Annotated in this window: 23 protein-coding genes and 1 pseudogene; 14 read left to right on the forward strand and 10 right to left on the reverse strand. The window is 68.6% G+C overall.

Translation table 11 applies throughout. The annotated features are described in order from the left end of the window. From NF20_RS17150 to cobF, 4 genes and pseudogenes are all read right to left on the reverse strand, one after another. Complete coding sequence (locus tag NF20_RS17150) at nt 1-750, reverse strand: SDR family oxidoreductase (protein ID WP_033713201.1); 750 nt, start codon at nt 748-750, stop codon at nt 1-3. Between the two features lie 42 nt (nt 751-792). Further along, nucleotides 793-1260 carry a zinc finger domain-containing protein gene (locus tag NF20_RS28295; RefSeq protein WP_224097603.1) on the reverse strand — a complete coding sequence of 156 codons (468 nt, stop codon included), beginning with the start codon at nt 1258-1260 and terminating at the stop codon, nt 793-795. A 153-nt stretch (nt 1261-1413) separates the two neighbouring features. Continuing rightward, nucleotides 1414-1656 (reverse strand): annotated as a pseudogene (locus NF20_RS28300) (DNA-formamidopyrimidine glycosylase family protein); the annotation flags it as partial. A gap of 4 nt (nt 1657-1660) precedes the next feature. Further along, nucleotides 1661-2404 (reverse strand): precorrin-6A synthase (deacetylating), encoded by a 744-nt coding sequence (gene cobF / locus NF20_RS17160; protein ID WP_033713183.1) that lies wholly within the window; start codon nt 2402-2404, stop codon nt 1661-1663. A gap of 115 nt (nt 2405-2519) precedes the next feature. On the opposite strand from cobF, the gene NF20_RS17165 reads away from it, so the two are divergent. The 4 genes from NF20_RS17165 (at nt 2520) to NF20_RS17180 (ending at nt 6787) form a co-directional block, all read left to right on the forward strand. Next, a complete protein-coding gene (locus NF20_RS17165; RefSeq protein WP_011723918.1) occupies nt 2520-3470 on the forward strand; it encodes an AurF N-oxygenase family protein in 951 nt (316 codons plus the stop codon). 245 nt (nt 3471-3715) lie between these two features. Further along, nucleotides 3716-4702, forward strand: a complete 987-nt coding sequence (locus NF20_RS17170; protein ID WP_224097602.1) for a DUF4873 domain-containing protein — start codon at nt 3716-3718, stop codon at nt 4700-4702. A 351-nt stretch (nt 4703-5053) separates the two neighbouring features. After that, entirely contained in the window at nt 5054-5818 is a 765-nt protein-coding gene (locus NF20_RS17175) for an STAS domain-containing protein (protein ID WP_023861842.1), read from the forward strand. 102 nt (nt 5819-5920) lie between these two features. After that, complete coding sequence (locus tag NF20_RS17180; RefSeq protein WP_003872844.1) at nt 5921-6787, forward strand: LLM class flavin-dependent oxidoreductase; 867 nt, start codon at nt 5921-5923, stop codon at nt 6785-6787. A gap of 34 nt (nt 6788-6821) precedes the next feature. Here the strand turns inward: NF20_RS17180 and NF20_RS17185 are convergent, their stop codons facing one another. Continuing rightward, entirely contained in the window at nt 6822-7619 is a 798-nt protein-coding gene (locus NF20_RS17185; protein WP_170924266.1) for an enoyl-CoA hydratase/isomerase family protein, read from the reverse strand. Between the two features lie 64 nt (nt 7620-7683). Here NF20_RS17185 and NF20_RS17190 point away from each other — a divergent pair, with 64 nt between their 5' ends. Continuing rightward, nucleotides 7684-8598, forward strand: a complete 915-nt coding sequence (locus tag NF20_RS17190; protein WP_033713181.1) for an SAM-dependent methyltransferase — start codon at nt 7684-7686, stop codon at nt 8596-8598. A 17-nt stretch (nt 8599-8615) separates the two neighbouring features. On the opposite strand, the gene NF20_RS17195 is transcribed toward NF20_RS17190, so the two are convergent. Together NF20_RS17195 and NF20_RS17200 are read right to left on the reverse strand one after the other, a co-directional pair. Continuing rightward, on the reverse strand, nt 8616-10553 hold the full coding sequence (locus NF20_RS17195; RefSeq protein WP_033713178.1) for a fumarylacetoacetate hydrolase family protein: 1938 nt from the start codon (nt 10551-10553) through the stop codon (nt 8616-8618). Next, on the reverse strand, nt 10550-12850 hold the full coding sequence (locus NF20_RS17200; RefSeq protein ID WP_033713176.1) for an ATP-dependent DNA ligase: 2301 nt from the start codon (nt 12848-12850) through the stop codon (nt 10550-10552). The genes NF20_RS17195 and NF20_RS17200 overlap by 4 nt, the downstream gene beginning before the upstream one ends. A 278-nt stretch (nt 12851-13128) precedes the next feature. On the opposite strand from NF20_RS17200, the gene NF20_RS17205 reads away from it, so the two are divergent. The 5 genes from NF20_RS17205 (at nt 13129) to NF20_RS17225 (ending at nt 18870) form a co-directional block, all read left to right on the forward strand. Continuing rightward, on the forward strand, nt 13129-14622 hold the full coding sequence (locus NF20_RS17205; protein WP_009975186.1) for a mannitol dehydrogenase family protein: 1494 nt from the start codon (nt 13129-13131) through the stop codon (nt 14620-14622). Then, on the forward strand, nt 14619-15479 hold the full coding sequence (locus NF20_RS17210) for an HAD family hydrolase (protein WP_033713175.1): 861 nt from the start codon (nt 14619-14621) through the stop codon (nt 15477-15479). Before NF20_RS17205 ends, NF20_RS17210 begins: the two co-directional genes overlap by 4 nt. A gap of 127 nt (nt 15480-15606) precedes the next feature. Next, nucleotides 15607-17019: a mannitol dehydrogenase family protein gene (locus NF20_RS17215; protein ID WP_003877478.1), complete on the forward strand. Its 1413-nt coding sequence runs from the start codon at nt 15607-15609 to the stop codon at nt 17017-17019. Continuing rightward, on the forward strand, nt 17016-17924 hold the full coding sequence (locus NF20_RS17220) for a carbohydrate kinase family protein (protein WP_009975181.1): 909 nt from the start codon (nt 17016-17018) through the stop codon (nt 17922-17924). Before NF20_RS17215 ends, NF20_RS17220 begins: the two co-directional genes overlap by 4 nt. Nucleotides 17925-17961: 37 nt before the next feature. Next, entirely contained in the window at nt 17962-18870 is a 909-nt protein-coding gene (locus NF20_RS17225; protein WP_009975180.1) for a Ku protein, read from the forward strand. Between the two features lie 5 nt (nt 18871-18875). Here the strand turns inward: NF20_RS17225 and pstA are convergent, their stop codons facing one another. From pstA to pstS, 3 genes are read right to left on the reverse strand one after another with little or no spacing between them, the layout of a single operon-like run. Next, a complete protein-coding gene (pstA, locus tag NF20_RS17230) occupies nt 18876-19784 on the reverse strand; it encodes a phosphate ABC transporter permease PstA (protein WP_011723908.1) in 909 nt (302 codons plus the stop codon). After that, nucleotides 19781-20734 (reverse strand): phosphate ABC transporter permease subunit PstC, encoded by a 954-nt coding sequence (pstC, locus tag NF20_RS17235; RefSeq protein WP_029248391.1) that lies wholly within the window; start codon nt 20732-20734, stop codon nt 19781-19783. The genes pstA and pstC overlap by 4 nt, the downstream gene beginning before the upstream one ends. Nucleotides 20735-20773: 39 nt before the next feature. After that, a complete protein-coding gene (pstS, locus tag NF20_RS17240) occupies nt 20774-21883 on the reverse strand; it encodes a phosphate ABC transporter substrate-binding protein PstS (RefSeq protein WP_010949005.1) in 1110 nt (369 codons plus the stop codon). Between the two features lie 494 nt (nt 21884-22377). Between pstS and NF20_RS17245 the strand changes: the two genes are divergently transcribed. The 4 genes from NF20_RS17245 to NF20_RS17260 all read left to right on the forward strand — a co-directional run bounded on the left by NF20_RS17245 (nt 22378) and on the right by NF20_RS17260 (nt 26673). Next, nucleotides 22378-23169 (forward strand): SDR family oxidoreductase, encoded by a 792-nt coding sequence (locus tag NF20_RS17245; protein ID WP_009975177.1) that lies wholly within the window; start codon nt 22378-22380, stop codon nt 23167-23169. A 24-nt stretch (nt 23170-23193) separates the two neighbouring features. Continuing rightward, entirely contained in the window at nt 23194-24270 is a 1077-nt protein-coding gene (locus NF20_RS17250; RefSeq protein ID WP_019733871.1) for a diacylglycerol kinase, read from the forward strand. Between the two features lie 96 nt (nt 24271-24366). Continuing rightward, entirely contained in the window at nt 24367-25593 is a 1227-nt protein-coding gene (locus NF20_RS17255) for an Nramp family divalent metal transporter (protein ID WP_023871369.1), read from the forward strand. Beyond that, the gene (locus tag NF20_RS17260; protein ID WP_033713173.1) at nt 25594-26673 is read left to right on the forward strand and encodes a poly-gamma-glutamate hydrolase family protein; all 1080 of its coding nucleotides are present in this window, start codon (nt 25594-25596) and stop codon (nt 26671-26673) included. Nucleotides 26674-26678 lie beyond the last annotated feature (5 nt).

The raw sequence follows: 26678 nt of genomic DNA on the forward strand, positions 1-26678 counted from the left end.
TCAGGCGAACATCTTCGTCAGCCGCGGCGGCAGCACCCGCATCAACTGCACCAGCGGCGCCCACGGCCACCACGGCACCGCCGCGCGGCCGGGCTCCCGCTCCATGGCGGCGACCAACGCCTTGACCCCGGTTTCGTTGTCCACCATCAACATTGTGCTGTTGGATTTGGCCGTCATCTCCGACTCGATGTAGCCGGGCTCGAGCACCGAAACCTTGATCGGCCCCTTGGCGTATTCGGCGCGCAACGATTCACCCAGCGAGCTCAGGCCGGCCTTGCTCGCCGCGTACGCCGCCTTGACGCCGGGCACTCCCTTGTTGCCGAGCACCGACGAGATCAGCACCAGGTGGCCCGACCCGTTCTTGTGGAACATCTCCAGCGCGGTCTCGATCTGCACCAGCGCGGACACCAGGTTGGTCTCAATGGTCGCCTTGTTGGCCCACAGTTTGCCGGAGCCGAGCTTGGCGCCCTTGCCGATGCCGGCGTTGACGATGATGCGGTCGATGCCGCCGAGTTCGTCGCTGAGTTCGGCGAAGACCTTGGGCACCTGCTCGTGGTCGTTGACGTCCAGCGCGGCGACCGCGACCGTGATTCCCGGATACCGTTGCGACAGTTCGGCTTTGAGCTCGTCGAGCCGGTCGGCGCGGCGCGCGCACAGCGCGAGGTCGCGGCCCTTGGCGGCGAACGCGCGCGCCATCCCGGCGCCCAGGCCCGAGCTGGCGCCGGTGATGAGGATCTTCTGGCGAGTCATCTCCGGCAGCATATCGACAGGTGTCAAGTCCGCGGCCGGCGGCTACTTCAGCAAACGCGACATCCGCCGGTCGGCCAGGATCTTGCCGCCGGTCTGGCACGTCGGGCAATACTGAAAAGACTTGTCCGCGAACGACACTTCGCGCACGGTGTCGCCACACACCGGGCACGGCAACCCGGTCCGGGCATGCACCCGCAATCCGGAACGCTTCTCGCCCTTGAGCATGGCCGCCCCCTGGCCGACGGACCGGCTCACCGCGTCGGTGAGCACCGTGACCATGGCGTCATGCAGGGTGGCCAGCTGTTTGTCAGACAACTTGCCGGCCGTGGCGAACGGGGAGATCTTCGCGACGTGCAGAATCTCGTCGCTGTAGGCGTTGCCGACCCCGGCGATCACCTTCTGGTCGGTGATCACCGTCTTGATCCGGCCGGTGTTGCCGGCCAGCAGGTCGGCCAGCGCGTCGACGTCCAGGTCCAGGGCGTCCGGGCCCAGGGCGGCGATCCCAGGCACCCGCGCCGGGTCGTCGACGAGCCACACCGCCAGCCGCTTCTGGGTGCCGGCCTCGGTCAGGTCCAAGCCGGGGGCCGCGCCGGGTGTGCCCAGATGCACCCGCAGTGCGATCGGGCCCTTGCCGGGCCTCAGCGGCGCCGCGGTCAGCCGGTCCGACCAGCGCAACCACCCCGCCCGGGACAGATGGGCGATCAGGAAAAGGCCCTCGGTCCGCAGGCCCAGGTATTTGCCCCAGCGCTCGGCGCCCACCACGGTCTGCCCGTGCAGCGCGCTGATCGGCGGGTCGAACGTCTTGAGCACGGACAGGGCGGCGACGTCGACCCGGCCGATCGGCAGCCCGACGGCATGGCGCCGCAGGTGGTCGGCCAGCGCTTCGATCTCGGGCAGTTCGGGCACGGTTTCAGTGTGCCGGTCGCAGCAAATAGGTGTCCATGATCCAGCCGTGCCGGGCGCGGGCCTGCGCGCGCAGCGCGGCGATGCGGGGCCCCACCTCGCCGACGGTGCCGGCGACCAGCAGTTCGTCGGCGGTGCCCAGGTAGGCGCCCCACCAGATGCGGGTCTCGGGCGCACACAGCTGGAACGAGCAGTCGGCGTCGAGCATCACCACCGCCGAGCCGGACATGCCGTGGGCGCGCAGCTGGCGACCGGTGGTGACGAGCACGGGTTCGCCGACCTCGTTGAGCGGGATGCGATGCCGGGCGGTCAGCGCTTGCACGGCGGTGATGCCGGGGATCACGTCGAAGGTGAATTCGACGTGCCCGGCGACGGTGTCCAGGATGCGCAACGTGCTGTCGTAGAGCGACGGATCGCCCCAGGCCAGAAAGCCGCCGACGCCGTGCGGGCCGAGTTCGGCGGCGATGGCGTCGGCCCAGATCTGCGCGCGTGCGGCATGCCATTCGGCCACCGCGTCGCGGTAGTCGGCGCGGTCGGACCGCGTCGGGTCGGGCAGCTCGACGAAGCGGTAGCCGGGCTGACGGATGAACCGGGAGCAGATCTCGCGTCGCAGCGCCACCAGGTCGCTCTTCTGCTCGCCCTTGTCCATCGCGAAAAACACCTGGGTGTCGTTGAGCGCCTCGATCGCCTGCACGGTCAGGTAGTCGGGGTCGCCGGCGCCGATGCCGATGACGTGGATGTGCCGCCCCAATCGACCCTCCTGACTTGCTTCTGTCGCCCACATTGCCGAATCGATACCGCAAGGGCCTAGTCGGGACCGCAAGTACCCAGTACCATGGGTACCGTCTGAAGCGCCCGAGGCGACGATGCCAAGCGATCAGGAGGACCCGACCATGACGCGCGCCGAGACGATCCGAAGCGACGCGAGGCCCACCGGACCGAGTCGCGAAGAGTTCTCCGAGCGGCTGCTGAAGGGCTCGGTCAAGAAGTCCTACGAACCCGTCGTCGACATCGACTGGGACGCCCCGCTCGACCCGGACAAGTTCTTCCTGCCGCCCCGGCTGGTGTCGCTGTACGGCACGCCGATGTGGGACGAGATGACCCGCGAACAACAAATCGAGCTGTCCCGCCAGGAATTGGTCAACACGCTGTCGGCCGGCATCTGGTTCGAGAACATGCTCAACCAGTCGCTGCTCCGCACCATCCTGCACGAGGACCCGACCAGCCGGTCCACCCACTACAAGCTGACCGAGCTGGGTGACGAGACCCGCCACATGGTCATGTTCGGCAAGGCCATCGAACGTGTGGGCGCAAAACCGGTGCAGCCGAAGCGTTTTCACCGCTACATCATCAACGCGCTGCCGCTGGCCTTCCAACGCGGATCGATGCTGTGGGTGGCCGCGCTGATCGGCGAGGAGATCTTCGACTCGCTGCAGCGACAGATGATGGACGACCCCGAGCTGCAGCCGATCATCCAGCGGCTCATGCGGATTCACGTCACCGAGGAGGCCCGCCACATCCAATTCGCGCGCGACGGGGCGCGCAAACGGGTCGCCGAGATGCCCCGGCTCAACCGCTGGTTCATGGCCAACATCAACGGGCTGGGCGGCTACTTCTTCAACTATCTGTTCAGCAACCCGGTCCCCTATGCGCGTGCCGGCCTGGACCCCAAGCGGGCCCGAAAGACCGCGCGCACCAGCGCCCATCGCCGCGAGATCCAGATCGCGGGGTTCGCTCCCCTGGCGGCGTTCCTGACCGAGGTTGGCCTGATGGGCCCGCTCGCGCGTCGCGGCTGGAAGCGCAGCAGGTTTCTGTGACGGCGCCGCCCGAGGGCGCCGGGGGCCGCTGCCACATCGCGGTCGTGGGCGCGGGAGCCGCCGGGCGATGCGTCCGATCCGCCCTGCGCGCCGCCGGATTCGCCGACCTGGTCACCCTGGATCGGCCCGACCATGAAGTCCGCCGGTCCCGGTTCGACGACGACGCCGATGCCTGGCGGCTGACCACGACCGACGGCGAACTCTGGTGCGCCGATGTCGTCGTCGCCGCATACCGGCCGGCGCAGGTGCCCTGGCTGCCCGACATCGCCGGGCGCGACGAGTTCGGCGGCGCGTCGTTTCACGCCGCGGCGTGGGATCCCGGCTTCGACCCGTCCGGCAAACGCATCGCGGTGATCGGCACCGACGCCGCCGCCGCGCACCACCTCGGCCGGCTGGCGCACACCGCGGCGTCGGTCCTGGTGTTCGCTCATGCTCCCCGCCGGGTGGTGCCCGAGATACCGCGCTGGCCCACCCGCGCCCGACGCCGGCTGCTGCGGACACCGCGACGGCCCGGGCCGGTGATCGTGCCGTCGCCGATCCGGGCGGTGACCCGCTCGGGCGTGCAGACCGCCGACGGCGCCCACCACCACGTCGACGCCATCATCTACGGCACCGGCTTCGCCATCCCCGCGCACGTCGCCGACGACACGATCACCGGCGCCGGCGGCGTGCCCCTCCGGCAGGCCTGGCCCGACGGCACGGAACCGTTCTGCGGCGTCGCGGTCCGCGGCTTTCCCAACTACTTCTTCGCCACCGGACCGGATCCCGGCCCGCAGGCGCGCTACATCGTCGAGTGCCTGAAGCTCATGCAGCGCACCGGCAGCCGCCGCATCGAGGTGCGCGCCAGCAGCCAGCAGGTGTTCAACGAACGCGCCCAGCTACGCCCGGTCGAGCCGCCCCCGGTGGCGTCCGCCTTCGACCTTTCGGCCAGCACGCCCGCCGGCGATGACACCTACGACGGCGCCGCCACGCTCGAGATCGCCGGTGACCGGCATCCGGTGCGGGTGCGGCTGACGGGCCACCTGGATCCCATCGACGGCCGATACCACTGGCAGGGAACGGTATTCGGGTCGCCGTCGCAGCCGCTGCCCGGCGACCTGCTCGGCCAGGCCCGCGCCGCCACCCTGACCGTGGGCCAGCGCAGCGCGCCGGCCCGCATCGTCGAACGCACACCGTGGGGCACGCACACGGTCGCCGGCGTCGGCGCCCCGCCCTACCCTGGCCACCGCTGAGCGGCCGTCGCCATTGCGCTGGTCGCGCTCCCGCCTTGCGGACTCGCGGGGAGTTTGACGGCCGGACCCGCGTGGTAACCCCAGGCAAGCTCGTGCTGGACACCTGATCACGGCGCGTTCGGGGGAAGTGCGCATCGACGCCGCGCGGGCGGGGAGGGGGCGCATGATCCTTGCGTTGCGGGCCGGCGACGCGGGCCCGCGGAGACGCCGATCGCAACCTGCGGTTCCGCGCCGCCTTGAGGCCAGCCGATCGCGAACTAGACTTTTGCTCCTGAAGGCGGATACTCAAGCAGTCGACCCGGCAGAACACGAGGAGCGGGAAATGACACCGGACGTCCGGACCGAGCCGGGATGAGCCGGGTTGCTGAGTCGGCCGGCTCATTGGCCGTGTCGACGCGGACGGATGATGCGGCCACCGTGCTGACCGTCGACGGCGTCCTCGATCCCGCCAGCTCCACCCTCCTTCGCGACCGGATCATCAAGGCCACGCTGGACCAGACCCCCGCCGTGGTCATCGACGTCTCCGCGCTGAAGGTGAACGCCGAATCCACCTGGTCGACCTTCATGGCCACCTACTGGCAGCTGGGAAACACGCCGCATGTTCCGCTCGTGTTGGTGTGCGCCAAGAAGGCCGCCCGTGAGGCGATCGCCCGCAGCGGCATCACCCACTTCATGCCGGTGTACTCGAGCCAGAAGGCGGCCTTGAAGGCACTGGGCCCCAACAGCCGTCGCATCGTGCGGCGCGCCGATGCCCAGCTGCCCGCCGATCTGACCAGCCTGCGCGAGTCACGGCGCCTGGTGCGCGAGTGGCTCACCACGTGGTCACAGTCCAAGCTCATTCCGGTCGCCCTGGTGGTCGTCAACGTGTTCGTGGAGAACGTGCTGGAACACACCGCGAGCGTGCCGGTGATGCGGGTCGAGGCGCAGGGCACCACGGCCACCATCGCCGTCTCCGACGCCAGCAACACGCCCGCCGTGCGGCTGCCGTCGCCGGTCAAGGGCATCGACGTGTCCGGGCTGGCGATCGTCGACGCCTTGTCGCGCGCATGGGGCAGCACGCCCACGGCGTCCGGCAAGACGGTGTGGGCGATCATCGGCCCCGAGAACCAGCTCTAGCCGGTCGGCCTCCCGGGAAGCCGGCGCGCCGATCTGCCGGTTGTGCTGAAACTAGAACACGTTCTAATGTCGTGTGACGACCCCTTCAGGAAGGTAGATGACGTGCGGTTTACCTACGCAGAGGCGATGACGGACTTTAGGTACTACATCCCGCTGGCCAAGGCCGCCGAGGCGGCCGGGTACCACGCCATGACGATCGCCGACAGCATCGCCTACCCCTTCGAATCCGACTCGAAGTATCCCTACACTCCGGACGGCAGCCGGGAGTTCTTGGACGGCAAGGAATTCATCGAAACCTTCGTTCTCACATCGGCATTGGGCGCGGTGACCTCGAAGCTGCGGTTCAACTTCTTCGTGCTGAAGCTGCCGATCCGGCCACCGGCGTTGGTGGCCAAGCAGATTGGGTCGCTGGCCGCCATGACCGACAACCGGGTGGGTTTCGGCGTCGGTACCAGCCCGTGGCCCGAGGACTACGAGTTGCTGGGCGTGCCCTTCGCCAGGCGCGGCAAGCGGATGGACGAATGCATCGAGATCATCCAGGGTCTCACCACCGGTGAGTACTTCGAATTCCACGGCGAGTTCTACGACATTCCCAAGACCAAGATGACGCCGGCGCCCACCAAGCCGATCCCGATCCTGGTCGGCGGGCACGCCGACGCCGCGCTGCGGCGTGCCGCACGGCTGGACGGCTGGATGCACGGCGGCGGGGACCCGGAGGAGCTCGACCACCTCCTTGCCAAGCTCAAGCGGTTCCGCGAGGAAGCCGGCAAGACCGGGCCGTTCGAGATCCACGTCATCTCCGCCGACGCCTACACCCCGGACGGCATCAAACGGCTCGAGGACAAGGGCGTCACCGACGTGATCGTGGGCTTCCGCATTCCCTACATCAAGGGCAAAGACACCGAGCCGCTGGACACCAAGATCCGCAATCTGGAGATGTTCGCCGAGAACGTGATCGCGAAGGTCTGACCGGACGTCGCCAAACCCCAAGCGTCACAGCGCTTTACAGGGGGTCCCACCTCGGCGCTCGCTTCTCCCGGTGCGCCAGGGCGGCCTCGGCCGGGTTGTTGGTGAAACCGGACAGGATCTGGGTGCGGTTCTCCAGCTCGATGGCGTGGCGCAGGCTGGGCGCGTCCAGCGCCGCGTTGAGCCCGATCTTGGTCTGCCACACGCCATAAGCATTGTTCTCGGCGATCGAGCGGGCCAACCGCAGCGCGGCGGGCATCAGCTGATCGGGCGCGACGACCTCGTGCACCAGCCTGATGCGATAGGCCTCGGCCGCGTCGATGATGCGGCCGGTGAGCATCAGCTCGCGGGCCACCCCGGCGCCGACGATTTTAGGCAGCAGGTAGCTGGTGCCCATGTCCATCGACGAGAAGCCGGCCTTGATGAACACCGAGCCGAACCGGGCCTGCTCCGAGGCCACCCGGATATCGCTGACCAACGCGAACGCCAGCCCGCCGCCGACGGCGACGCCGTTGACCGCGGCGATCACCGGGATATCGAGCTCGTAGATCCGGGTGTACAGGCTGGCCAGCCGGACCTGGGCGTCGTAGTTGACCTTGAACGCCGGGGTGGTCGGCTTGTTCCGCGTCCACGGCCGGCCGGTGCCGCTCAGATCGGCGCCGGCGCAGAATCCCCGGCCCGCGCCGGTGAGGACCGCCACCCGGTGGTCACCGTTGTCCAGCACGTCCAGGGCCTCGTGGACACCGTCGATCAGCGAGCCGTCGATGGCGTTGAGGCGTTCGGGGCGGTTCAGGGTGATGCAGGCGATGTCGTCGTCGAGGGTCGCGAATTCCACTGCGGGCATAGGTGAACCGTAAGCGACACCGCGGCAGTTCAAAGACCCGGCATAGCATGCACGCATGACACGCAGCGAGGGTGATACCTGGAACCTGGCCAGCAGCGTCGGCGCCACCGCGACCATGGTCGCCGCCGCGCGCGCGGCCGCGACCCGGCGTCCGCGGCCGGTCCTGACCGACGAGTACGCCGAGCGGTTGGTCCGCGCCGTCGGATTGGACGTGTTCACCAAGTTGGCGAGCGGCGAGCTCGATCCCGACGATCTCGAGCGCGACGTCGGATTCGCCCGCATGGTCGACACATTCGCGGCCCGCGGCCGGTTCTACGACGACTACTTCGCCGCGGCCGGCAAGGCGGGCCTGCGCCAGGTGGTCATCGTGGCATCGGGGCTGGACGCCCGGCCGTACCGGCTTTCCTGGCCGGCGGGGACGACGGTGTATGAGATCGACCAGCCCGAGGTGATCGCGTTCAAGACCGCGACGCTGTCGCGGATCGGTGCGGCCCCGACGGCCGAGCTGCGCACCATCGGCATCGACCTGCGCCAGGATTGGCCGGCGGCGCTGCAGAACGCCGGCTTCGATCCCGCGCAGCCCACCGCGTGGCTGGCCGAGGGGGTGCTCATCGGGTTTCTGCCGCCGGAGGCCGAGGTTCGGCTGCTGGACTCGATCACCCCGCTGTCGGCCGAGGGCAGCCGCTTCGCCGCGGACTACGGGTCGCTCAACGACGCCTCGCAGGCGTCGACGGAGCAGGCGCGGCGCACGACCGAGGGCTGGCGCCGGCGTGGGCTGGACATGGACATCGCCGCCCTGACCTACCCGGGCAAGCACACCGACGTCGCCGCGCACCTGGGCGCCGACGGCTGGGCAACGACCACGTTCGGGCTGGCCGACCTGTTCGCCGCGGCGGGCCTGCCGGAACTCACCGAGGCCGAGCAGGGGCCGGCCGCCACGCTCAGCTTCGTGCGGGCGATCAAGTCCTGACCGCAGCGAGCACCCGGTCAGGACCGTTTGGCCAGCCATTCGGCCTGCATCACCAGCAGGGCCATCACTTCCAGTTGCGGGGTGTGCGGGTCGAGTTCGCGGTATCGCTGGTAGACGTTGACGACGACGCGCTCGGCGTCCAGCCAGGTCGCGTACTCGCCGAGGTCGATGGTGTCCGCGGCCTCGGGCCACGACAGGCCCTTGCGGTAGGCGGCCTCGGCCTGTTCGGCGATGTGCACGAGATACCCACGCACCGCGCGGATTCCGTCCGGATCGGTGACCGGCCCGTGGCCTGGCACCACGGTCGGCGCGTCCAGCGCGATCATCGCGTCGCAGGCCGCGACCCAGTTGGCGATCGGGCCGGCCCACACGATGGGGGTGCAGCCGATGAACAACAGGTCACCGCCGAACAGCACCCCCGCGTCGGGGACGTGCACCACCGAGTCGGCGGCGGTGTGCGCGGGCCCCAGATTCAGCACGTCGACCCGCCGGCCACCGACCTCCACGGCCAGGCTGCGGTCGAACGTCTCGTCGGCGTTGCGCAGCGTGATGTTGCTGAAGTCGAAGTGCCCGAAGCGTTCTCGCGTGTAGCGGGTGGCCACCGGTCCCAGGTTGGCGGTTTGGGCCATGGCCAGCATCTCCGGCGCCATCCCGTGCGCGATCTCCTCGGCGGTGCCGTGCGCGGCGATGATGCGCACCGCAGGGTCGAGCAGCTGGTTGCCGTGCGTGTGGTCGCCGTTGGAGTGCGTGATCACCGCGTCGGTGATCGGCGCCGACGCGGTGATCGGCCGCATGGCCGTGAGCATTTCGCGGGTCAACGCCAGGTCGAACAGGGTGTCCACCAGCAGCGAGGCGCCGTCGCCGGCGATCAGGCCGGCATTGCTCCAGCCGTAGCCCCCGTCGGGCAGCGTCCATGCCCACACCCGGTCGCCGACCTGGTGCAGCCCGCGGGTGTAGGGCACCCGCGCCGCGGCCCGGTTGACCCGCGGTGCGGCCGGCGGGGCGTCCGGGTTGGGCCGGGCGGCCAGCGGGTGCGGCGCGCCGCTGGCGCGCACAGTTTGCCGGGTCTCGCCCAGCCCTTCGACCCGCAGCGTGACGACGTCGCCGTCGTGCAGCCAGCCCGGAAACGATTCCAGCGCCGCGGGATCCAGGTGCTCGACCAGTGTGCAGGTGGGCACCGTCCCGGACCCGATGACGTCACCGGGTACCAGGGTGACGCCGCGCGACGCATAGGAGATGACTTCGCCGAAGGTCCAGTCCATTTGGGCGGTCGACCCGGAACCGATGACGGTGTCGTTGACCGAGGCGGTGACCCGCAGGTCCAGTTTGCCGTTCCGGCGGTAGGGTTCGAGCTCGTCGGGTGTCGCAAGGTAAGGCCCTAGCGTGACGCCGCTGTCCTTGCCCTTGGCCTGCCCGATACCGAGTTGACTGTCCAGCTGCTGCAGATCGCGCGCGGACCAGTCGTTGAAGATGGTGTAGCCGATGATGGCCTGTTCGGCCTGCTCGACGGAGAGATCCTTCCCGCCGGTCCCGATCACCGCGGCGATCTCCAATTCGAAGTCCTGCCATGCACTTCCGGGTGCGGTGGGCGCATCGTCGTACGGGCCCAAAACCGTTGCCGGACAGGCGAAGTAGAACGCCGGTACGCGATACCAGGTGTCGGCGAGGACCCGCCCGGCGCCCAGCGCGGCCTGGCAGTTGCGCATGTGGTCGAGGAAGCACAGCGAGTCCCTGATCGACGGCGGGCGCGGGATCGGCGCCAGCAACCGCGCCCGGGCCGCCGGCACCGTCGCCGCCGGCGAACGCTGCGCCTCCTCCCCCGCGTGCCGCAATCCCTCGGCGCCGCGCGCAATCAGGTCCAGCAGCGTGACTCCCGAACCCATCGCGTAGATGGTGTCGTCGCGCAGCACTCCGACGCGTTCGCCGTCATCGCCTTGGTAGGTAACCCATTTCACTCGCGTACCACCTCGCTTGCCTCCTTGTCCGGCCGCAGCCCGCGCCAACTCGATTGGCGCAGCCGGTCATCCGGTGTCCACTCGCTGTAGCGCACCTCGCCCACCAGCACCGGCTCGACGAACGTGACGCCCTTGGCCTCGCTGCGGGGAAGCGGCGCATCGAAGGGCGATTGGTCGGTGCGCAGCGGGGCCAGCGTCTTCTTCAAGTTGGCCAGGTCGCGTTCGGTGAACCCGGTGCCGACGCGGCCGGCGAAGTGCAGGCCGCCCGGGCCCGGAATGCCCATCAGCAGGGAACCGATGCCGCTGCTGCGTCCGCCTTCCCCGGCCTTCCAGCCGCCGATCACGACTTCCTGGATGTTCCAATGCTTGTCCTTGATCCAGGAGGACGAGCGCCGGCCCGGCTGATAGGTGGAGTCGCGCCGCTTGGCGATCACGCCCTCCCAACCGCGCTCGGCGGACTGCCGCAGCGCTTGGTCGCCGTCGCCGGGCAGCAGCTCGGGAACGGTGAGAGCACCGCCGGAGGCCAGCATTTCCAACAGTTTTCGCCGGTCGCGGTAGCGGGCCCGCAGCAGCGAGCGGCCGTCGAGGTAGAGCAGGTCGAACGTCCAGAATTCGACCCGCGCGCTCTTGCCGCGGTTCTGCATCTCGTGGAAGTTGGGCACGCCGCGCTTGTCCAGCACCACGGCCTCGCCGTCGAGCACCGCGTGGTGCTCCTCGAGAGCCTTTGCCAGCGAGCGTAATTCGCGGTACTCACCGGTGACTTCGCGACCGCGCCGGGACCGCACCCGCAGGGTGCCGTGGTCGACCTCGACCAGTAGCCGGTAGCCGTCCCATTTGCCCTCGAACGCCCACTGGCTCGCCTTGAGCGCCGACACCGAACCGTGGGTGGCGAGCATCGGGGCGATCGTGTCGAAGTCGAAGACGTTCTGGTCCTTCATCCGGTGCGCCAGCCATTGGTCGCCCTGGGTCTGGATCAGCGCGTAGCGCCCGGAGATCTTGCGGCCGTGCAGGTTGACGATCACCTCGTCGTCCTGGAACTTCTCGGCGTCATAGGTTCCGGAGTCCCAGATGACCACCCTGCCCGCCCCGTATTCGCCTTTGGGGATGACGCCCTCGAACCCGCCGTATTCCAGCGGGTGATCCTCGGTGTGTACGGCCAGGTGATTCACCGCGGGGGTGTCGGGCAGGTTCTTCGGCACCGCCCAGGACACCAGCACCCCGTCGCGCTCCAGCCGGAAGTCGTAGTGCAGCCGCCGGGCGTGGTGCTCTTGGATGACGAAGGTATTGCCTTGTCCCGCAGCCGGTTTCGCGGCCGGAACCGGCTCGGGCGTTTTGGAGGCGTCGCGCATGCTGCGGTATTTGGTCAGGCGGTCCGGCACCGGTGTCTGGTTGTCGGAGGCGTCCAGCTCGGCGAGCAGGTCACCGTCGCGGGCGACCCGGGTCAGCACTTCGTCGTAGCGCAGGTGACGCAGCGCCGGGTCGTCGAGTTCGTCCCAGGTGCGCGGCGCGGCGACGGTGGGGTGGTCGCGCCCGCGCAGCGAATAGGGCGCGATGGTCGTCTTGGAGCCGTTGTTCTGGCTCCAGTCCACAAAGATCTTTCCCGCCCGCAGGCTCTTGGTCATGGTCGACGTGACCAGCTTCGGCATAGTCTTTTCCAGTTGCTGCGCAACGCGTTTGGCCAGCACGGTGGCGCCTTTGCTGCTCACCGGCTCCGTCAGCGGCGTGTACAGGTGCAGTCCCTTGCTGCCGCTGGTGAGCGGAAACGTCTGCAGCCCGATCCCATCGATCAGGTCGCGGACGGCGCGCGCCACCTCGGCGAGCTGGGCCATCGTCACGCCTTCGCCCGGGTCAAGGTCGAACACCAGTCGAGTCGCCGGGCCGGGTTTGAGTTCTTCGGCCCGGCTTCGGGTCCACTCGGCGACGAACCGCCACTGCGGCACGTGCACCTCCAGCGCCGCCTGCTGGGCGATCCAGGCCAGGCCGGTGGCGCTGTCGATGATCGGATAGGTCGTCGTGCCGGATCGGTGGGTCACGCTGGCGCGCGGCAGCCAGTCCGGTGCCGAGGAGGCCAGCTGCTTTTCGAAGAACGATTCCTGATCGACGCCGTTGGGCCAGCGCTTCCGGGTGACCGGACGCCCGGCGATGTGCGGGATCATCACGTCGGCGATCCGCGTGTAGTAGTCGAAGACGTCGGCTTTGGTGGTTCCCGTCGCGGGATAGAGCACCTTGTCGGCGTTGGTCAGTTTCACCCGCGGCGTCGCTGTCGGCTCAGCGGGCCAAGCGCGCGGCGCGTTCATGCTGCTAAACCTACGCGCCGGTGCCGCCGACGCCAGGGTGCAATCGGCGGCCGACACGCGAGCCGCAAGGTGCGGGGCGGCGACGCAGGTGCCGGCGACCAACACCCCGGTGTGGCGAATTTCACTGTGCCCGTGAATCGGCTGTTGACGGCGGCGATGCCGCGCGCGGCGGCGCGGGCCCCGATTACTGAACTTGGTCAGACCCCCTTGATCGGCGGTACATTTGGCCCGCAATGAGTTATATCGACTGCTTTTCGCGAGTCGTCGCTCGGCGCCGCATGCGGGCTCTTCCGCTGAGTAACGCCACCCTGCCCCTGCATTCGCAACGAATCGACGTGCCGACCTATGACAGGTCGGCACTGCAACGTGGTGTGGTGCACATCGGAGCGGGCAATTTCCACCGTGCCCACCAAGCCGTCTACTTCGATGACCTTGCCTGCTCGGGCATTTCCGATCAGTGGGGTGTCAGCGCGATCAGCCTTCGCTCGCACGACGTGAAGGATCTGCTGTCCGCCCAGGACGGTCTCTACACCGTTGTGCAGCGCGGCCACGATCACCAAACCGCGCGCGTCGTCGGCTCGATCGGCTCTGTCCACTACGCACCGAATGACGGCGCAGCGGTCCGCGCGGCGCTGACGGATCCGCGCACCCGCATCGTCAGCCTGACCATCACCCCCAACGGGTACTTCCTGGATCCGGTCACCCGCGAGTTCGACGCCGACCACCCCGATGTGCGCGCCGACCTTGTCGCGTCGGGCTGCTACGGCACGGCGTGGGGATACCTGACCGAGGCGCTCGAGCAGCGTCGCCGCGCGGGCATCGCGCCGTTCACGGTGCTGTGCTGCGACAACATTCCCGACAACACCCAGGCGGCGCGCACCGCCCTGGTGTCGTTCGCCGCGCTGAAGAACCCGGGGCTGGCCCGCTGGATCGACCGGCATGTCGCGTTCCCGTCGACCATGGTCGACCGCATCACGCCGCAGACGTCGGACTCGGAGCGCGAATTCGTCGAGCGCACCTTCGGTGTCGCCGACAACTGGCCGGTGCTGACCGAACCGCACAGTCAGTGGATCATCGAAGACAGCTTCAGCGACGGCCGCCCGCCGCTGGACGAGGTCGGCGTCCAGTTCGTGACGGACGTCAGCGACCACAAGCTGATCAAGACCCGGCTGCTCAACGGAACCCATATCGCGCTGGCCTGTCTGGCCACGCTGGCCGGCTACCGGCGCACCGACGAAGCGATGAAGGATCCGGTCATCTTCGACTACGTCGAGCGGCTCATGCGCGACGAGGTGCAGCCGCTGCTGCCCCCGGTGCCCGGGATGAACACGCCCGACTATCGCGACACGTTGCTCACCCGGCTGGGCAATCCCCGCATGAGCGACCAGTTGTCCCGGTTGGCGCGGCGGGGATCGACGAAGATCGCCTCGTTCCTGCTGCCGTCGCTACACGAGGCGATCGCGCAGGACCGACCGCACACGCTGCTGATGTTGGCGCTGGCCGGCTGGGCGCGCTACCTGCGCGGCTACGACCTGAACGGTCGCAAGATCCGCATCGACGACCCGGAGGCGGATCTGCTGACCAAGCTGGCGAACATGGCCGGCAACAACCCGGATCCGTTGCTGCGGCACGAGATCCTGGCCGATCTCCGGTTGGTGCCCGGATTCTCCGAGCGCCTCGGCGAGATGGTCGCCAGCATCGACGAGCACGGCGTGATTGCCACGCTGCGCCAATCGTTGCAGGACGATTCCCGGGAGTTGGTGGCGCGATGAAACCCGAGGGACTGACGCTGGTGCGGGAATTCGACCCGGCACCGATCACCACCCTGCTCTGTGACGCCGACGACAACCTGTTCCCTTCCGAGAGACCGGCTTTCGCCGCCTCCGTCGAGGTGATCAACCGTTTCCTGGCCCGGTTCGGCGTGGCCGCCCCGTTCACCGCGGAGCAGCTGCGCAAGCAGGCGGTCGGCAAGAACTTCCGCAGCACCGCCCTGGACCTGGCGGTGGCGTCCGGTGTGCCGATCGACCAGACCCTGGCGCAGGGCCGGCCCGAGGCCGTCGTCGCGTCGGCCGACGACGCGGCGGCGGATCGGGCGTTGTGCGCCGATGAACTCGAGCAGTGGGTACTGCAGGAGCGCGAGCAGGTCACCGCGCATCTGGCCGCCACCCTGCGATCGGACCCCGAAGTGCTTGCGCCACTGCAGGATCTGGCGTCGCGGTACGCGCTGGCAGCGGTCAGCTCCAGCGCCCTCAAGCGCCTCGCCGGCTGCTTTTCGGCCACCGGCCTGGATCCGCTGATCCCGGCGTCGGTGCGGTTCAGCGCGGAGGATTCCCTTCCGGTGCCGACCAGCAAGCCCGACCCCGCGGTGTATCTGCACGCCGGGCAGGTGCTGGGCGTCGTGCCGGAACAAGGGCTGGCCATCGAAGACTCGGTGGCCGGCGTGAGCTCCGCGGTCGCCGCCGGCTACGCCACCGTCGGCAACCTGATGTTCGTGCTGCCCGACGAACGGGATTGCCGCCGTGCGGAATTGATCGACGCCGGGGCGGTCGCGATCACCGACTCGTGGCGCGCCCTTGCCGATGTCCTGCTCTCGTCGGCCGTGCCGGCGGCAGGATCTTCACTCGCCTAGGACATCGACTGGTCCTCAACTGGTCCCCGCCGGCGGGCATTTAGCTTTTGGCCCGCGGCCGTCGTACCGTCGAGAGGTGCTGCGAGCCCGGTAACCATCCGCGCTGCGGCCCGGGAGGAGTTGGCCAATGGAGGCTGACGGGATAAACCTGAACAACGCGACGCTGCCCACGCTGCCCATCGAGGCGCCCAACTACGACCGCGGCAGCGTCACCGTCGGCATCGCGCACATCGGTGCCGGACATTTCCACCGCGCGCATCAGGCCATGTACATCGACCGGTTGCTGCAGGCCGGCCTGGCCCGGGAGTGGGGCATCTGCGGGGTGGGCGTGATGCCCGCCGACTGGACGATGCGCGACGTGCTCAACGACCAGGACGGGCTCTACACGCTGATCCTGGAGAAGCCCGACGGCAGCCGCGACGCCCACGTGATCGGCTCGATCATCGACTACCGCTACGCGCCCGACGATCCCGAGTCGGCGTTGGAAGTCCTTGCGGCGCCGACCACCCGGATCATCTCGCTGACCATCACCGAGGGCGGCTACCGCGACCCGGAGGGGCCGGCGTTCGCGTTCATCGTCGAGGCCCTGGACCGGCGCCGGCGCCGCGGGATCGCCGCACCGACCATCGCGTCGTGCGACAACATCGAGAACAACGGCGAAATCGCGCGGCGCGCCGTGCTGGCGAACGCGGAAGCCCGCAGCCCCGAACTCGCCGAGTGGGTCGACGAACACGTGTGCTTCCCGAGTTCGATGGTCGACCGGATCACGCCGTCCACCACCTTGCAGATGGCCGCCGAGGTGCGGCGGGACTTCGGCGTCAACGACCGCTGGCCGGTGGTGGCCGAGCCTTTCACCGCCTGGGTGCTCGAAGACAAGTTCGCCGACGGCAGGCCGCCGCTGGAGCGGGCCGGCGTGCTGCTGGTCGACGACGTCGCGCCCTACGAGCTGATGAAGCTGCGGATGCTCAACGCGGGCCATCAGTGCCTGGCCTACTTCGCGCATCTGTGCGGGTTCGAGTTCGTCCACGAAGCCGCGCGCGACCCGTTGTTCGCCGAATACCTGTGGGCCTATTTCGAATCCGAGGCCATCCCGACGCTGCCGCCGGTGCCCGGGATCGACCTGTACGACTACGGTCACCGGCTGATCGAGCGGTTCACCAACCCGGGCGTGCGCGACACCATCGCGCGGCTGTGCGCCTTCTCCTCGGATCGCATCCCGAAATGGCTGCTGCCGGTGATCAACGACAACCTGGCCAACGACGGCTCGGTGCGGATCGCGGCCGCGGCCGTGGCCAGCTGGGCCCGCTACGCCGAGGGCACCGACGAGTGGGGTAAGCCGTTCGAGGTGGTGGACCAGCTGGCGGACTCGCTGATCCCGATCGCCCGCTCGCAGTACGAGAATCCCACGGCGTTCATCGAGATCGCGGGGGTGTTCGGGGACCTGGCGCACCAGCCCCGGTTTGTGCAGGCCTACAGCTGGGCCCTGGAATCGTTGCACCGCAAGGGAGCTCGCGCGACGCTCGAAGAGTTGGTGCGATGACCCGCGGGCTGGTGATCGGCGAGTCGCTGATCGACATCGTCGAGGATGCCGAGTATGTCGGCGGCAGCCCGCTCAACGTCGCGGTCGGACTGGGCCGGCTGGGCCGCGACGTCGACTTCCTCACCTACCTCGCCGACGACGACCATGGCCGGCGCATCGCCGCCTACCTGAAAGACGCTGGGGTGCAGCTGGTTTCGGAAAGCCGGGCCGCCGAGCGCACGGCGACGGCGCGGTCGACCATCGCGGCCGACGGTTCGGCCGACTACGAGTTCGATCTGGACTGGCGGCTTTCCGGGATACCGCCGGTGGCACCCCCGCTGTTCGTCCACACCGGATCCATTGCCGCGGTGCGGGATCCGGGTTGTCTGGCGGTCGCGGCGTTGATCGACACCTACCGCGTGTCGGCCACCGTCACGTTCGACCCGAACGTGCGGCCGTCGCTGATCGCCGACCGGGAACTGGCAGTGTCGCGCATCGAGCACCTCGTCGAGCGCAGCGACATCGTGAAGGTCAGCGCGGAGGATCTGCACTGGATCGATCCCGACCGCTCGCCCGAGCAACTCGCGCAGACCTGGCTGGGGCTGGGTCCGGCCGTCGTGGCGGTGACGATGGCCGACCGGGGCGCGGTGGGCTACTGCGCGGCCGGAACCGCCCGGGTGCCGACGCGCGCGGTGCGGGTGGTCGACACGGTCGGCGCCGGCGACTCCTTCATGGCCGGGCTGCTCGACGCGCTGTGGGAAGCGGGGTTGCTGGGCGGCGACCGGCGCGGCGCGCTGCGGGACATCGGGATCGACACCCTGACCTCGGCGCTCGACGCTGCCAGCCTGTCGTCGGCGCTGACCATCGCGCGCGCGGGGGCCGACCTGCCGGATCGGGCCGCTGTGCAGGCCGCTTTGCGTCGTTAGACGCTTATCCGGGGGTGGTGTGGGCATACTGACTTACATGCGCTCCATCTGGAAGGGTTCCATCGCGTTCGGGCTGGTGAACGTCCCGGTCAAGGTGTACAGCGCGACCGAAGACCACGACATCAAGTTCCACCAGGTACACGCCAAGGACAACGGCCGTATCCGGTACCAGCGGGTGTGCGAGCTGGACGGGGAGGTCGTCGAGTACCGCGACATCGCCCGGGCCTACGAATCCGACGACGGCCAGATGGTGATCATCACCGACGACGACATCGCCACCTTGCCCGAAGAACGCAGCCGCGAGATCGAGGTGCTCGAGTTCGTCCCGGCCAACGAGGTGGACCCGATGCTGTTCGACCGCAGCTATTTTCTGGAGCCGGATTCGAAGTCCTCGAAATCGTATGTGCTGCTTGCCAAGACGCTCGCGGAGACGGACCGGATGGCGATCGTGCATTTCACGTTGCGCAACAAGACGCGGCTGGCGGCCTTGCGGGTCAAGGACTTCGGCAAGCGCGACGTGATGGTGATCCACACCTTGTTGTGGCCCGACGAGATCCGCGACCCGGACTTCCCCATCCTGGACAAGAAGGTCGAGATCAAGCCGGCCGAACTGAAGATGGCCGGCCAGGTGGTGGAGTCGATGGCCGAAGACTTCAACCCCGACCGCTACCACGACGACTACCAGGAACAGCTGCACGAGCTGGTTCAGGCCAAACTCGAAGGCGGAGAAGCGTTTACCACCGAGGAGCAACCCAAGCAGCTGGACGAGACCGAGGACGTCTCCGATCTGCTGGCCAAGCTGGAGGCCAGCGTGAAGGCCCGCTCGGGGGACGGCAAGGCGCCGGCGAGGAAGTCGCCCGCCAAGAAGACCGCCGCCAAGAAGGCACCCGCGAAGAAGGGCGCGGCCAAGAAGGCGCCCGCCAAGAAGGCGGCTTCGAGGTCCTGACGCCGTCAGCGCCGGCGACCGGCCAGGAATCGGGTGGCCGCGGCGACGACGTTGATCACCGCGACAATGATGATCAGGGTCAGCGCCGCACCCCAGATCCGGAGGAAGCCGGCGTGTTCGGGGTTGGTCAGTTCGGTGTAGATCAGCAACGGCAGCGAGGCCATGTTGCCGTGGAAGATGTCCAGGTTGATCGATCGGCTGTAGCCGACCAGCACCAGCACCGGCGCGGTTTCCCCGATCACCCGCGCGATGGACAACAGGATGCCCGACACGATGCCGGGCATCGCGATGGGGAACACGATGTGCACGATGGTCTTCCATTGCGGCACGCCCAGCGCATAGCTGGCTTCGCGCAGGTCGTCGGGCACCAACCGCAGCATCTCCTCGGCCGAGCGCACCACCACCGGCAGCATCAACAACACCAGGGCCAGCGAGACGGCGAACGAGCTCTGCTGGAAGCCCAGCGTGGCGATCCAGAGGCTGAAGATGAACAGCGCCGCCACGATCGAGGGCACCCCGGCGAGCACGTCGACCATGAAGGTCGTCAGCCGCACCAGCCGGCCGGACCCGTATTCGACCAGGAAGACCGCGGTCATCAGGCCCAGCGGCACGGCCATCGCGGCGGCCACCCCGGCTTGCACCACGGTCCCGTACAGCGCGTGGTAGACGCCGCCGGCGAACTGCTCGGGCAGCACGCCGTGCAGCGAGTGGGTCCACCACCCCGAGCGGGTGACGGCGTACCAGCCCCGTTCCAGCACCACCGACAGCACCCAGATCAACGGCACCAGCGCGACGACGAACGAGCCGAGGAAGAAGATCGTCGCGGCGTTGTTGGTGATCCGGCGCCGCACACTCAGCGGCCGGAACACCTCGGTCTTGACCGGCCGGTCGAGCGCGTCGACGGCCCGGGTCATCCGTTGACCTTGCCGCCGGCGATCGCCCGCGCGAGCGCGTTGACGATGAACGTCAAAACGAACAGCGCGAAACCCGCCGAGATGTAGGCGCCGGTGGGCAGCGGCGAGCTGAACTCCGCGGCCGCCGAGGCGATCTTGGAGGCGAAGGTGTAGCCGCCGTCGAACAGTGACCAGTGCCCCGGGCGGGCCGCCGACCGCAAGATGATCAGCACGGCCACCGTCTCGCCCAGGGCCCGGCCCAGCCCGAGCATCGAGGCCGCGATCACGCCGCTGCGGCCGAACGGCAACACCGTCATCCGCACCACCTCCCACTTGGTGGCGCCCAGGGCCTGTGCGGCTTCCATCTGGATGTGCGGGGTCTGCCGAAAGACCTCGCGGGACACCGACGTGACGATCGGCAAGATCATCACCGAGAGCACGACGCCGGCGGTGAAGATGGTGCCGCCGCCGGCCAACGACACGTTGCCGGTTTTGAACAGGAAGAACCATCCCAGGTGGCGGTTGAGGAACGCCGCCACCGGCTCGAGCTGGGGGGCCAGCACGAAAATCCCCCACAGCCCGAAGATGATCGACGGCACCGCGGCGAGCAGGTCGACGATCGCGCCGAACGGGCGGGCCAGTCGTCTGGGCGCGTACTGGGTGAGAAACACCGCGATACCGACCGCGATGGGGACGGCCAGCACCAGCGCGCTGAGCGAACTGAGCACCGTGACCATGAGCAGGTCGCGGATGCCGAACGCGAGCCGATGCGGGTCGCTGGTGCTGAACTGGGCGCTGGTGAAGAAGTTCGCGTGGTTGACGCGCAACGACGGAACGGCACGCAGCAACAGGAACACCGCGATCAACGCGATCGCGACCACGATCGTGAACCCGGCGGCGGCGGCGATCGCCTTGAACAGCCGGTCGCCCCGCCGCGATACCCGCGCGTTCAGCGTCGTCGGTGCGGGCAGCTGCGCGGTTGCTGTTCCTCGTGTCACGACCACCTCAGGTTAGGTGATCGCGTTGATGGCAGCAGACAGTCTCGACTTGAAGGCGTCGGGGATCGGGATATAGCCGTTGTCGGCCAGACCGTTCTGGCCGGCGCCGACGGTGCTCTGCAGGAACGCCTTGACCGCCGTGCCGACCTGGGGGTCGGGGTACTTCGAGCAGACGATCTCGTAGGTGGCCAGCACGATCGGGTACGACCCGGCCTGGGTGGGCTTGTAGAACGACAGGGTGTCGAGCACCAGATCGTTGCCCTGGCCGGAGATCTTGGCTCCCGCGATCGTCTTGCCCACCGAGTCGGCGCTGATCGCCACCGCGTCCGGACCGGCCGACGTGATGATCTTGGCCATGTTCAGCTTCTGCGCCTGAGCGAACGACCACTCGTTGTAGGTGATGGACCCTTCGGTGGCCTTGATCGCCGCCGAGGTGCCGTCGTTGCCCTTGGCTCCCTCGCCGACGCCGCCCTTGAAGGTCTTGCCGGCGCCCTTGCCCCAAGCGCCGTCGGCGGCGGCATCGAGATATTTCTGGAAATTGTCGGTGGTGCCGGATTCGTCGTTGCGGAAGACGACGTGAATCGGCTCGGCGGGCAGGGCAACGCCGGGGTTGAGCGCCTGGATCCCCGGGTCATTCCACGTCGTGATGGCGCCGTTGAAGATTTTGGCGGCGGTCGCGCCGTCCAGGTTCAGCGAGTTCAGCCCGGCGACGTTGTAGGTGATGGCGATCGGGCCGAAAACCACCGGCAGATTCCAGGCCGGCGAGCCGCAACGCTGCTGCGCCGCGGCGTATTCACTGGGCGCCAGCGGCGAGTCGGAACCACCGAAATCGGTTTGCTTGCCGTTGAATTCGCTGATCCCGGCACCGGAACCGTTGGCCGTGTAGTTCAGTGTCTGGCCGGGACAGGCCTGTTCGAAGGCGTTGACGAATCGGGTCATCGCGTTGGCCTGGGCGGTCGAGCCGCTGGCCTTGAGGGCCTTCTTGCCACCGCAGCTCACCTTGCTCGACGACGAGCCGCCGGCGCCGGCGCCAGCCCCGTTGTTATCGCTTCCGCATCCCGACAACACCAGCGCGCCGGCGCTCAAGACGCTCAGCACGGCACCAAATCGGTTGAGTTTCAATTCGCTTCCTCACGGTAGGGATGAAACATGTTCGCCGCCGGTCCACCGGCAACCGCGTGCCGACCAGCCCGTCTCGCAGCCACGAAGCTAACAGTAACAAGGTTAACTATGAGCAAACTGTTCGGCGGCCTTCGCTGAACGGCGCAACACGCCGCGTCGACGTCGGCAGAAGCCAGGCGGCGACGCCGAATCGCCGGGGCATGACAGCAAAGCGAAGCGAGGGTGTTACGGATCGGCCCGCCGCGGGCGGTCGGTCGGCTCGCCGAGCGGAGCCGCACGCGGCGCCCTGGCACCAAACAGGTTGACCCTCAAGCCGTTTCCCGAGGCCGCGGGTGCGGCACCGTCGCCGGTGCGCACCGCGCGCGACCGGCGGTAGCGCCGGGCGGCGCGTGAGCGGCGCCGGAGGAAAAGTAGAACCTGTTCCAGAAATGCCCGGATCTGGGACGGCGTGGCTTGCTACCGTGTCGGCTGACACCGAAAGAAAAGAGACCGCCATGATCCTTGACAGGTTCCGCCTCGACGACAAAGTCGCCGTCATCACGGGTGCGGGCCGCGGCCTCGGGGCGGCCATCGCGGTTGCCTTCGCCGAGGCCGGCGCGGACGTTCTGATCGCCTCGCGCACCGAATCGCAACTAGAAGCCGTCGCCGAGCAGGTCCGCGCCGCCGGTCGTCGGGCGCATGTGGTGGCCGCCGACCTGGCGCATCCCGAGTCCACCGCGGAGCTGGCCGGCCGGGCCGTCGAGGCCTTCGGGAAACTAGACATCGTCGTCAACAACGTCGGCGGCACCATGCCCAACACGCTGCTGACCACCTCGACGAAGGATCTCAAGGACGCCTTCACCTTCAACGTCGCCACCGCCCACGCGCTCACCGTGGCGGCCGTGCCGCTGATGCTGGAGCACTCCGGCGGCGGGAACATCATCAACATCACCTCGACCATGGGCCGGCTGGCCGGGCGGGGTTTCGCGGCCTACGGCACGGCCAAGGCCGCGCTGTCGCATTACACCCGGCTGACCGCCCTGGATCTGTGCCCGCGGATTCGGGTCAACGCGATCGCGCCGGGCTCGATCCTCACCTCCGCGCTCGACGTGGTGGCCTCCAACGACGAGCTGCGGGCGCCGATGGAGAAGGCCACCCCGCTGCGCCGTCTCGGCGACCCCGTCGACATCGCCTCTGCCGCAGTGTATTTGGCGTCCCCGGCCGGGGAGTTTTTGACCGGCAAGACGCTGGAGGTGGACGGCGGGCTGACCTACCCCAACCTCGACATCCCCGTCCCGGACCTGTGACCCCCGACCGCTGAGGAGCATGTCATGCCCATACCCGTCGTCCAGCTCGGCACCGGCAACGTCGGTATCCATGCGCTGCGGGCGCTGATCACGGATCCGCAATTCGAACTGACCGGCGTCTGGGTGTCCTCGGACGCCAAGGCCGGCAAAGACGCGGCAGAACTTGCCGGGCTGGCGCAGCCGACGGGGGTGCTCGCCAGCACCGACCTGGACGCGGTGCTGGCCACCGGACCGCGCTGCGCGGTGTACAACGCGCTGGCCGACAATCGGTTGCCCGAGGCGCTCGACGACTACCGGCGCGTCCTGGCCGCCGGCATCAACATCGTCGGCAGCGGTCCGGTCTTCTTGCAGTATCCGTGGCAGGTCATCCCCGACGAGCTGATCAAACCGCTGGAAGCGGCTGCGCAGCAAGGTAATTCGAGCCTGTATGTCAACGGCATCGATCCCGGCTTCGCCAACGACCTGCTGCCGCTGGCGCTCGCCGGCACCTGCCAGAGCATCCAGCAGATCCGGTGCATGGAGATCGTCGACTACGCGACCTACGACAGCGCCGCGGTCATGTTCGACGTGATGGGATTCGGTAAGCCGCTGGACGACGTCCCGATGCTGCTGCAGCCCGGCGTGCTCAGCCTCGCCTGGGGATCGGTGGTGCGGCAATTGGCGGCGGGACTGGGTGTTTCGCTCGACGAGGTCACCCAGCAGCACGTGCGGGTGCCCGCACCCGAAGACTTCGACATCGCGTCGGGTCACATCGCCAAGGGCACCGCCGCGGCGCTGCGCTTCGAGGTGTTCGGGATGGTCGACGGCCGTCCCGTCGTCGTTCTCGAACACGTCACCCGGCTGCGCGAGGACCTGTGCCCCGACTGGCCGCAGCCCGCGCAGCACGGCGGCTCCTACCGCATCGAGGTCACCGGCGAACCGTCGTATGCCATGGACATCTGCCTGAGCAGCCGCAAGGGCGATCACAACCACGCCGGCTTGGTGGCCACCGCGATGCGGGTGGTCAACGCGATCCCCGCGGTGGTGGCGGCCCCGCCGGGCATCGTCACGACGCTGGACCTGCCGCTGATCACCGGGCGCGGCCTCTACCGCCCGGAGTAAGCCGGGACGACGGAAACGCCGTGGCCGCCGACGGCACGGCGGCAATGTTCGACTACCCTCACTTTCTTATTCGCCTGATGGGAATCGAGGTCGACGTTGGCGCAGCGCACCCAGGGCTCGCTCAAGGGCAACTGGTACCTGCTCGGGCCCGCGTTCGTCGCCGCCATCGCCTACGTCGACCCGGGAAATGTCGCGGCCAACGTCAGCGCCGGCTCGCAATACGGCTACCTGCTGCTGTGGGTGATCGTGGCCGCCAACGTCCTGGCCGGCCTGGTGCAGTACCTGTCGGCCAAGCTCGGGCTGGTGACCGGGCGCTCCCTGCCCGCAACCATCGGCAAGCGAATGAGCCGTCCGGCACGGCTGGTCTATTGGGTTCAGGCCGAGCTGGTGGCCATCGCCACCGACGCGGCCGAGGTGGTCGGCGGGGCCATCGCCTTGCACATCCTGTTCGGGTTGCCGCTGCTGGCCGGTGGGCTGATCACCGGCGTGGTGGCGCTGCTGCTGTTGGGCATCCAGGACCGGCGCGGCCAGATCCTCTTCGAACGGGTCATCACCGGCCTGCTGCTGGTCATCGCGATCGGGTTCGCGGCCAGCTTCTTCGTCAAGACCGCGCCCCCGGAGGCGGTGCTGTCCGGGCTGCTCCCGAGGTTCCGCGGCACCGAGAGCGTGCTGCTGGCCGCCGCCATCCTGGGCGCCACCGTCATGCCGCATGCGGTGTACATGCATTCGGGGCTGGTCCTGGACCGGCACGGGCACCCCGACGAGGGGCCGCACCGCCGCCTGCTGCTGCGCGTCACCCGCTGGGACGTGGTACTGGCGATGGCGGTGGCCGGCACCGTGAACGCCGCGATGCTGCTGATCGCCGCCACCAACCTGCAGCACCGCGACGTGAGCGCCTCGATCGAGGGCGCGTACACCGCGATCCACAACACGCTGGGCGCGACCATCGCGGTGATGTTCGCCGTGGGGTTGCTCGCCTCCGGGCTGGCATCGTCGTCGGTGGGTGCCTACGCCGGCGCCATGATCATGCAGGGGCTGCTGCACCGCTCGATTCCGATGGTGGTGCGCCGGTTGATCACGCTGTGCCCCGCGCTGCTGATCCTGGCGGTCGGATACGACACCACCCGCGCCCTGGTGCTGTCCCAGGTGGTGCTGTCGTTCGGGATACCGTTCGCGGTGCTGCCGTTGATCAAGCTGACCAGCGACCGCGAGCTGATGGGGTCCGACGCCAACCACCGCATCACGACGATCCTTGGCTGGGGCGTGGGCATCTTGATTAGTCTGCTGAACATGGTGCTCATCTGGCTGACGGTGACCGGCTGAATGCCGGCCCGCCGGCACCTCTACTTCGCATACGGGTCGAACCTGTGCGCACGGCAGATGGCGCAGCGCTGTCCCGACGCGGCCGATCCGCGGCCCGCGGTGCTGGCCGATCACGATTGGCTGATCAATCAGCGCGGCGTGGCCACCGTCGAACCGCTGGTCGGTAACCAGGTGCACGGCGTGGTGTGGCGGATCTCCGACGGCGACTTGGCGACCCTGGACAGCGCAGAGGGGGTGCCGGTGCGCTACCGGCGCGACCGGCTCACCGTGCACACCGATGACGGGCCGGCGCCGGCCTGGGTGTACATCGACCACCGGGTGACACCGGGCCCGCCGCGGCCGGGCTACCTGCCCAAGATCGTCGACGGCGCCACCCAGCACGGGTTGCCGCAACGCTGGATCGACTTCTTGCGCCGCTGGGACCCCGCCGGCTGGCCCAGTCCGCGAGCCACGTCGCCTTCGAATGGGATTGGGCCGCAGTCACTTTCGGCACTGCTGCGTGTTACCGGCGTGACTGAGTCCAGCGAATTGCGTTCGGGCTTCGGGTTTTTGGCCATTCACGGCGGCGGGCTGGAAGAGATGACCGACGTGATCGCCGAACGCGCCGCCGCGGCCGCCGGCGCGTCGGTGTACGTGGTGCGCCATCCCGCCGCCTATCCGCATCACCTGCCGTCGGCCCGGTTCGACCCGGCCGAGTCGCCGCGGCTGGCCGAGTTCCTCGACCACGTCGACGTTGCGGTGTCGCTGCACGGGTATGGCCGCGACGGTCGCAGCACCCAACTGTTGGCCGGCGGCCGCAACCGGGCGCTGGCCGATCATTTGGCCCGGCACGTCCGGTTGGCCGGCTACCGGGTGATCACCGACCTCGAGGACATCCCCGCCGAATTGCGCGGCCTGCACCCGGCGAACCCGGTGAATCGGGTGCGTGACGGCGGAGTCCAGCTGGAGCTCTCGGCGCGGGTCCGCGGGCTCAGCCCGCGCAGCCCGCTGCCCGGCGACGACGGCATATCGCCGGTGACCGGCGCCCTGATCCAGGGGTTGGCGGATGCCGCCCGTTGTTGGTCAATGTCGGATCATTGAACGGA

The sequence above is a fragment of the Mycobacterium sp. MAC_080597_8934 genome (assembly GCF_000523975.1).
Lineage (GTDB): Bacteria > Actinomycetota > Actinomycetes > Mycobacteriales > Mycobacteriaceae > Mycobacterium > Mycobacterium avium.

Bases quoted from the DNA above. Each gene is read 5' to 3' on its own strand.
- NF20_RS17150 (WP_033713201.1), bottom strand. From the start codon at position 750: ATGACTCGCCAGAAGATCCTCATCACCGGCGCCAGCTCGGGCCTGGGC.
- NF20_RS17165 (WP_011723918.1), top strand. From the start codon at position 2,520: ATGCCAAGCGATCAGGAGGACCCGACCATGACGCGCGCCGAGACGATC.
- NF20_RS17175 (WP_023861842.1), top strand. From the start codon at position 5,054: ATGAGCCGGGTTGCTGAGTCGGCCGGCTCATTGGCCGTGTCGACGCGG.
- NF20_RS17190 (WP_033713181.1), top strand. From the start codon at position 7,684: ATGACACGCAGCGAGGGTGATACCTGGAACCTGGCCAGCAGCGTCGGC.
- NF20_RS17200 (WP_033713176.1), bottom strand. From the start codon at position 12,850: ATGAACGCGCCGCGCGCTTGGCCCGCTGAGCCGACAGCGACGCCGCGG.
- NF20_RS17205 (WP_009975186.1), top strand. From the start codon at position 13,129: ATGCGGGCTCTTCCGCTGAGTAACGCCACCCTGCCCCTGCATTCGCAA.
- NF20_RS17210 (WP_033713175.1), top strand. From the start codon at position 14,619: ATGAAACCCGAGGGACTGACGCTGGTGCGGGAATTCGACCCGGCACCG.
- NF20_RS17215 (WP_003877478.1), top strand. From the start codon at position 15,607: ATGGAGGCTGACGGGATAAACCTGAACAACGCGACGCTGCCCACGCTG.
- NF20_RS17220 (WP_009975181.1), top strand. From the start codon at position 17,016: ATGACCCGCGGGCTGGTGATCGGCGAGTCGCTGATCGACATCGTCGAG.
- NF20_RS17225 (WP_009975180.1), top strand. From the start codon at position 17,962: ATGCGCTCCATCTGGAAGGGTTCCATCGCGTTCGGGCTGGTGAACGTC.
- pstA (WP_011723908.1), bottom strand. From the start codon at position 19,784: ATGACCCGGGCCGTCGACGCGCTCGACCGGCCGGTCAAGACCGAGGTG.
- NF20_RS17245 (WP_009975177.1), top strand. From the start codon at position 22,378: ATGATCCTTGACAGGTTCCGCCTCGACGACAAAGTCGCCGTCATCACG.
- NF20_RS17250 (WP_019733871.1), top strand. From the start codon at position 23,194: ATGCCCATACCCGTCGTCCAGCTCGGCACCGGCAACGTCGGTATCCAT.
- NF20_RS17260 (WP_033713173.1), top strand. From the start codon at position 25,594: ATGCCGGCCCGCCGGCACCTCTACTTCGCATACGGGTCGAACCTGTGC.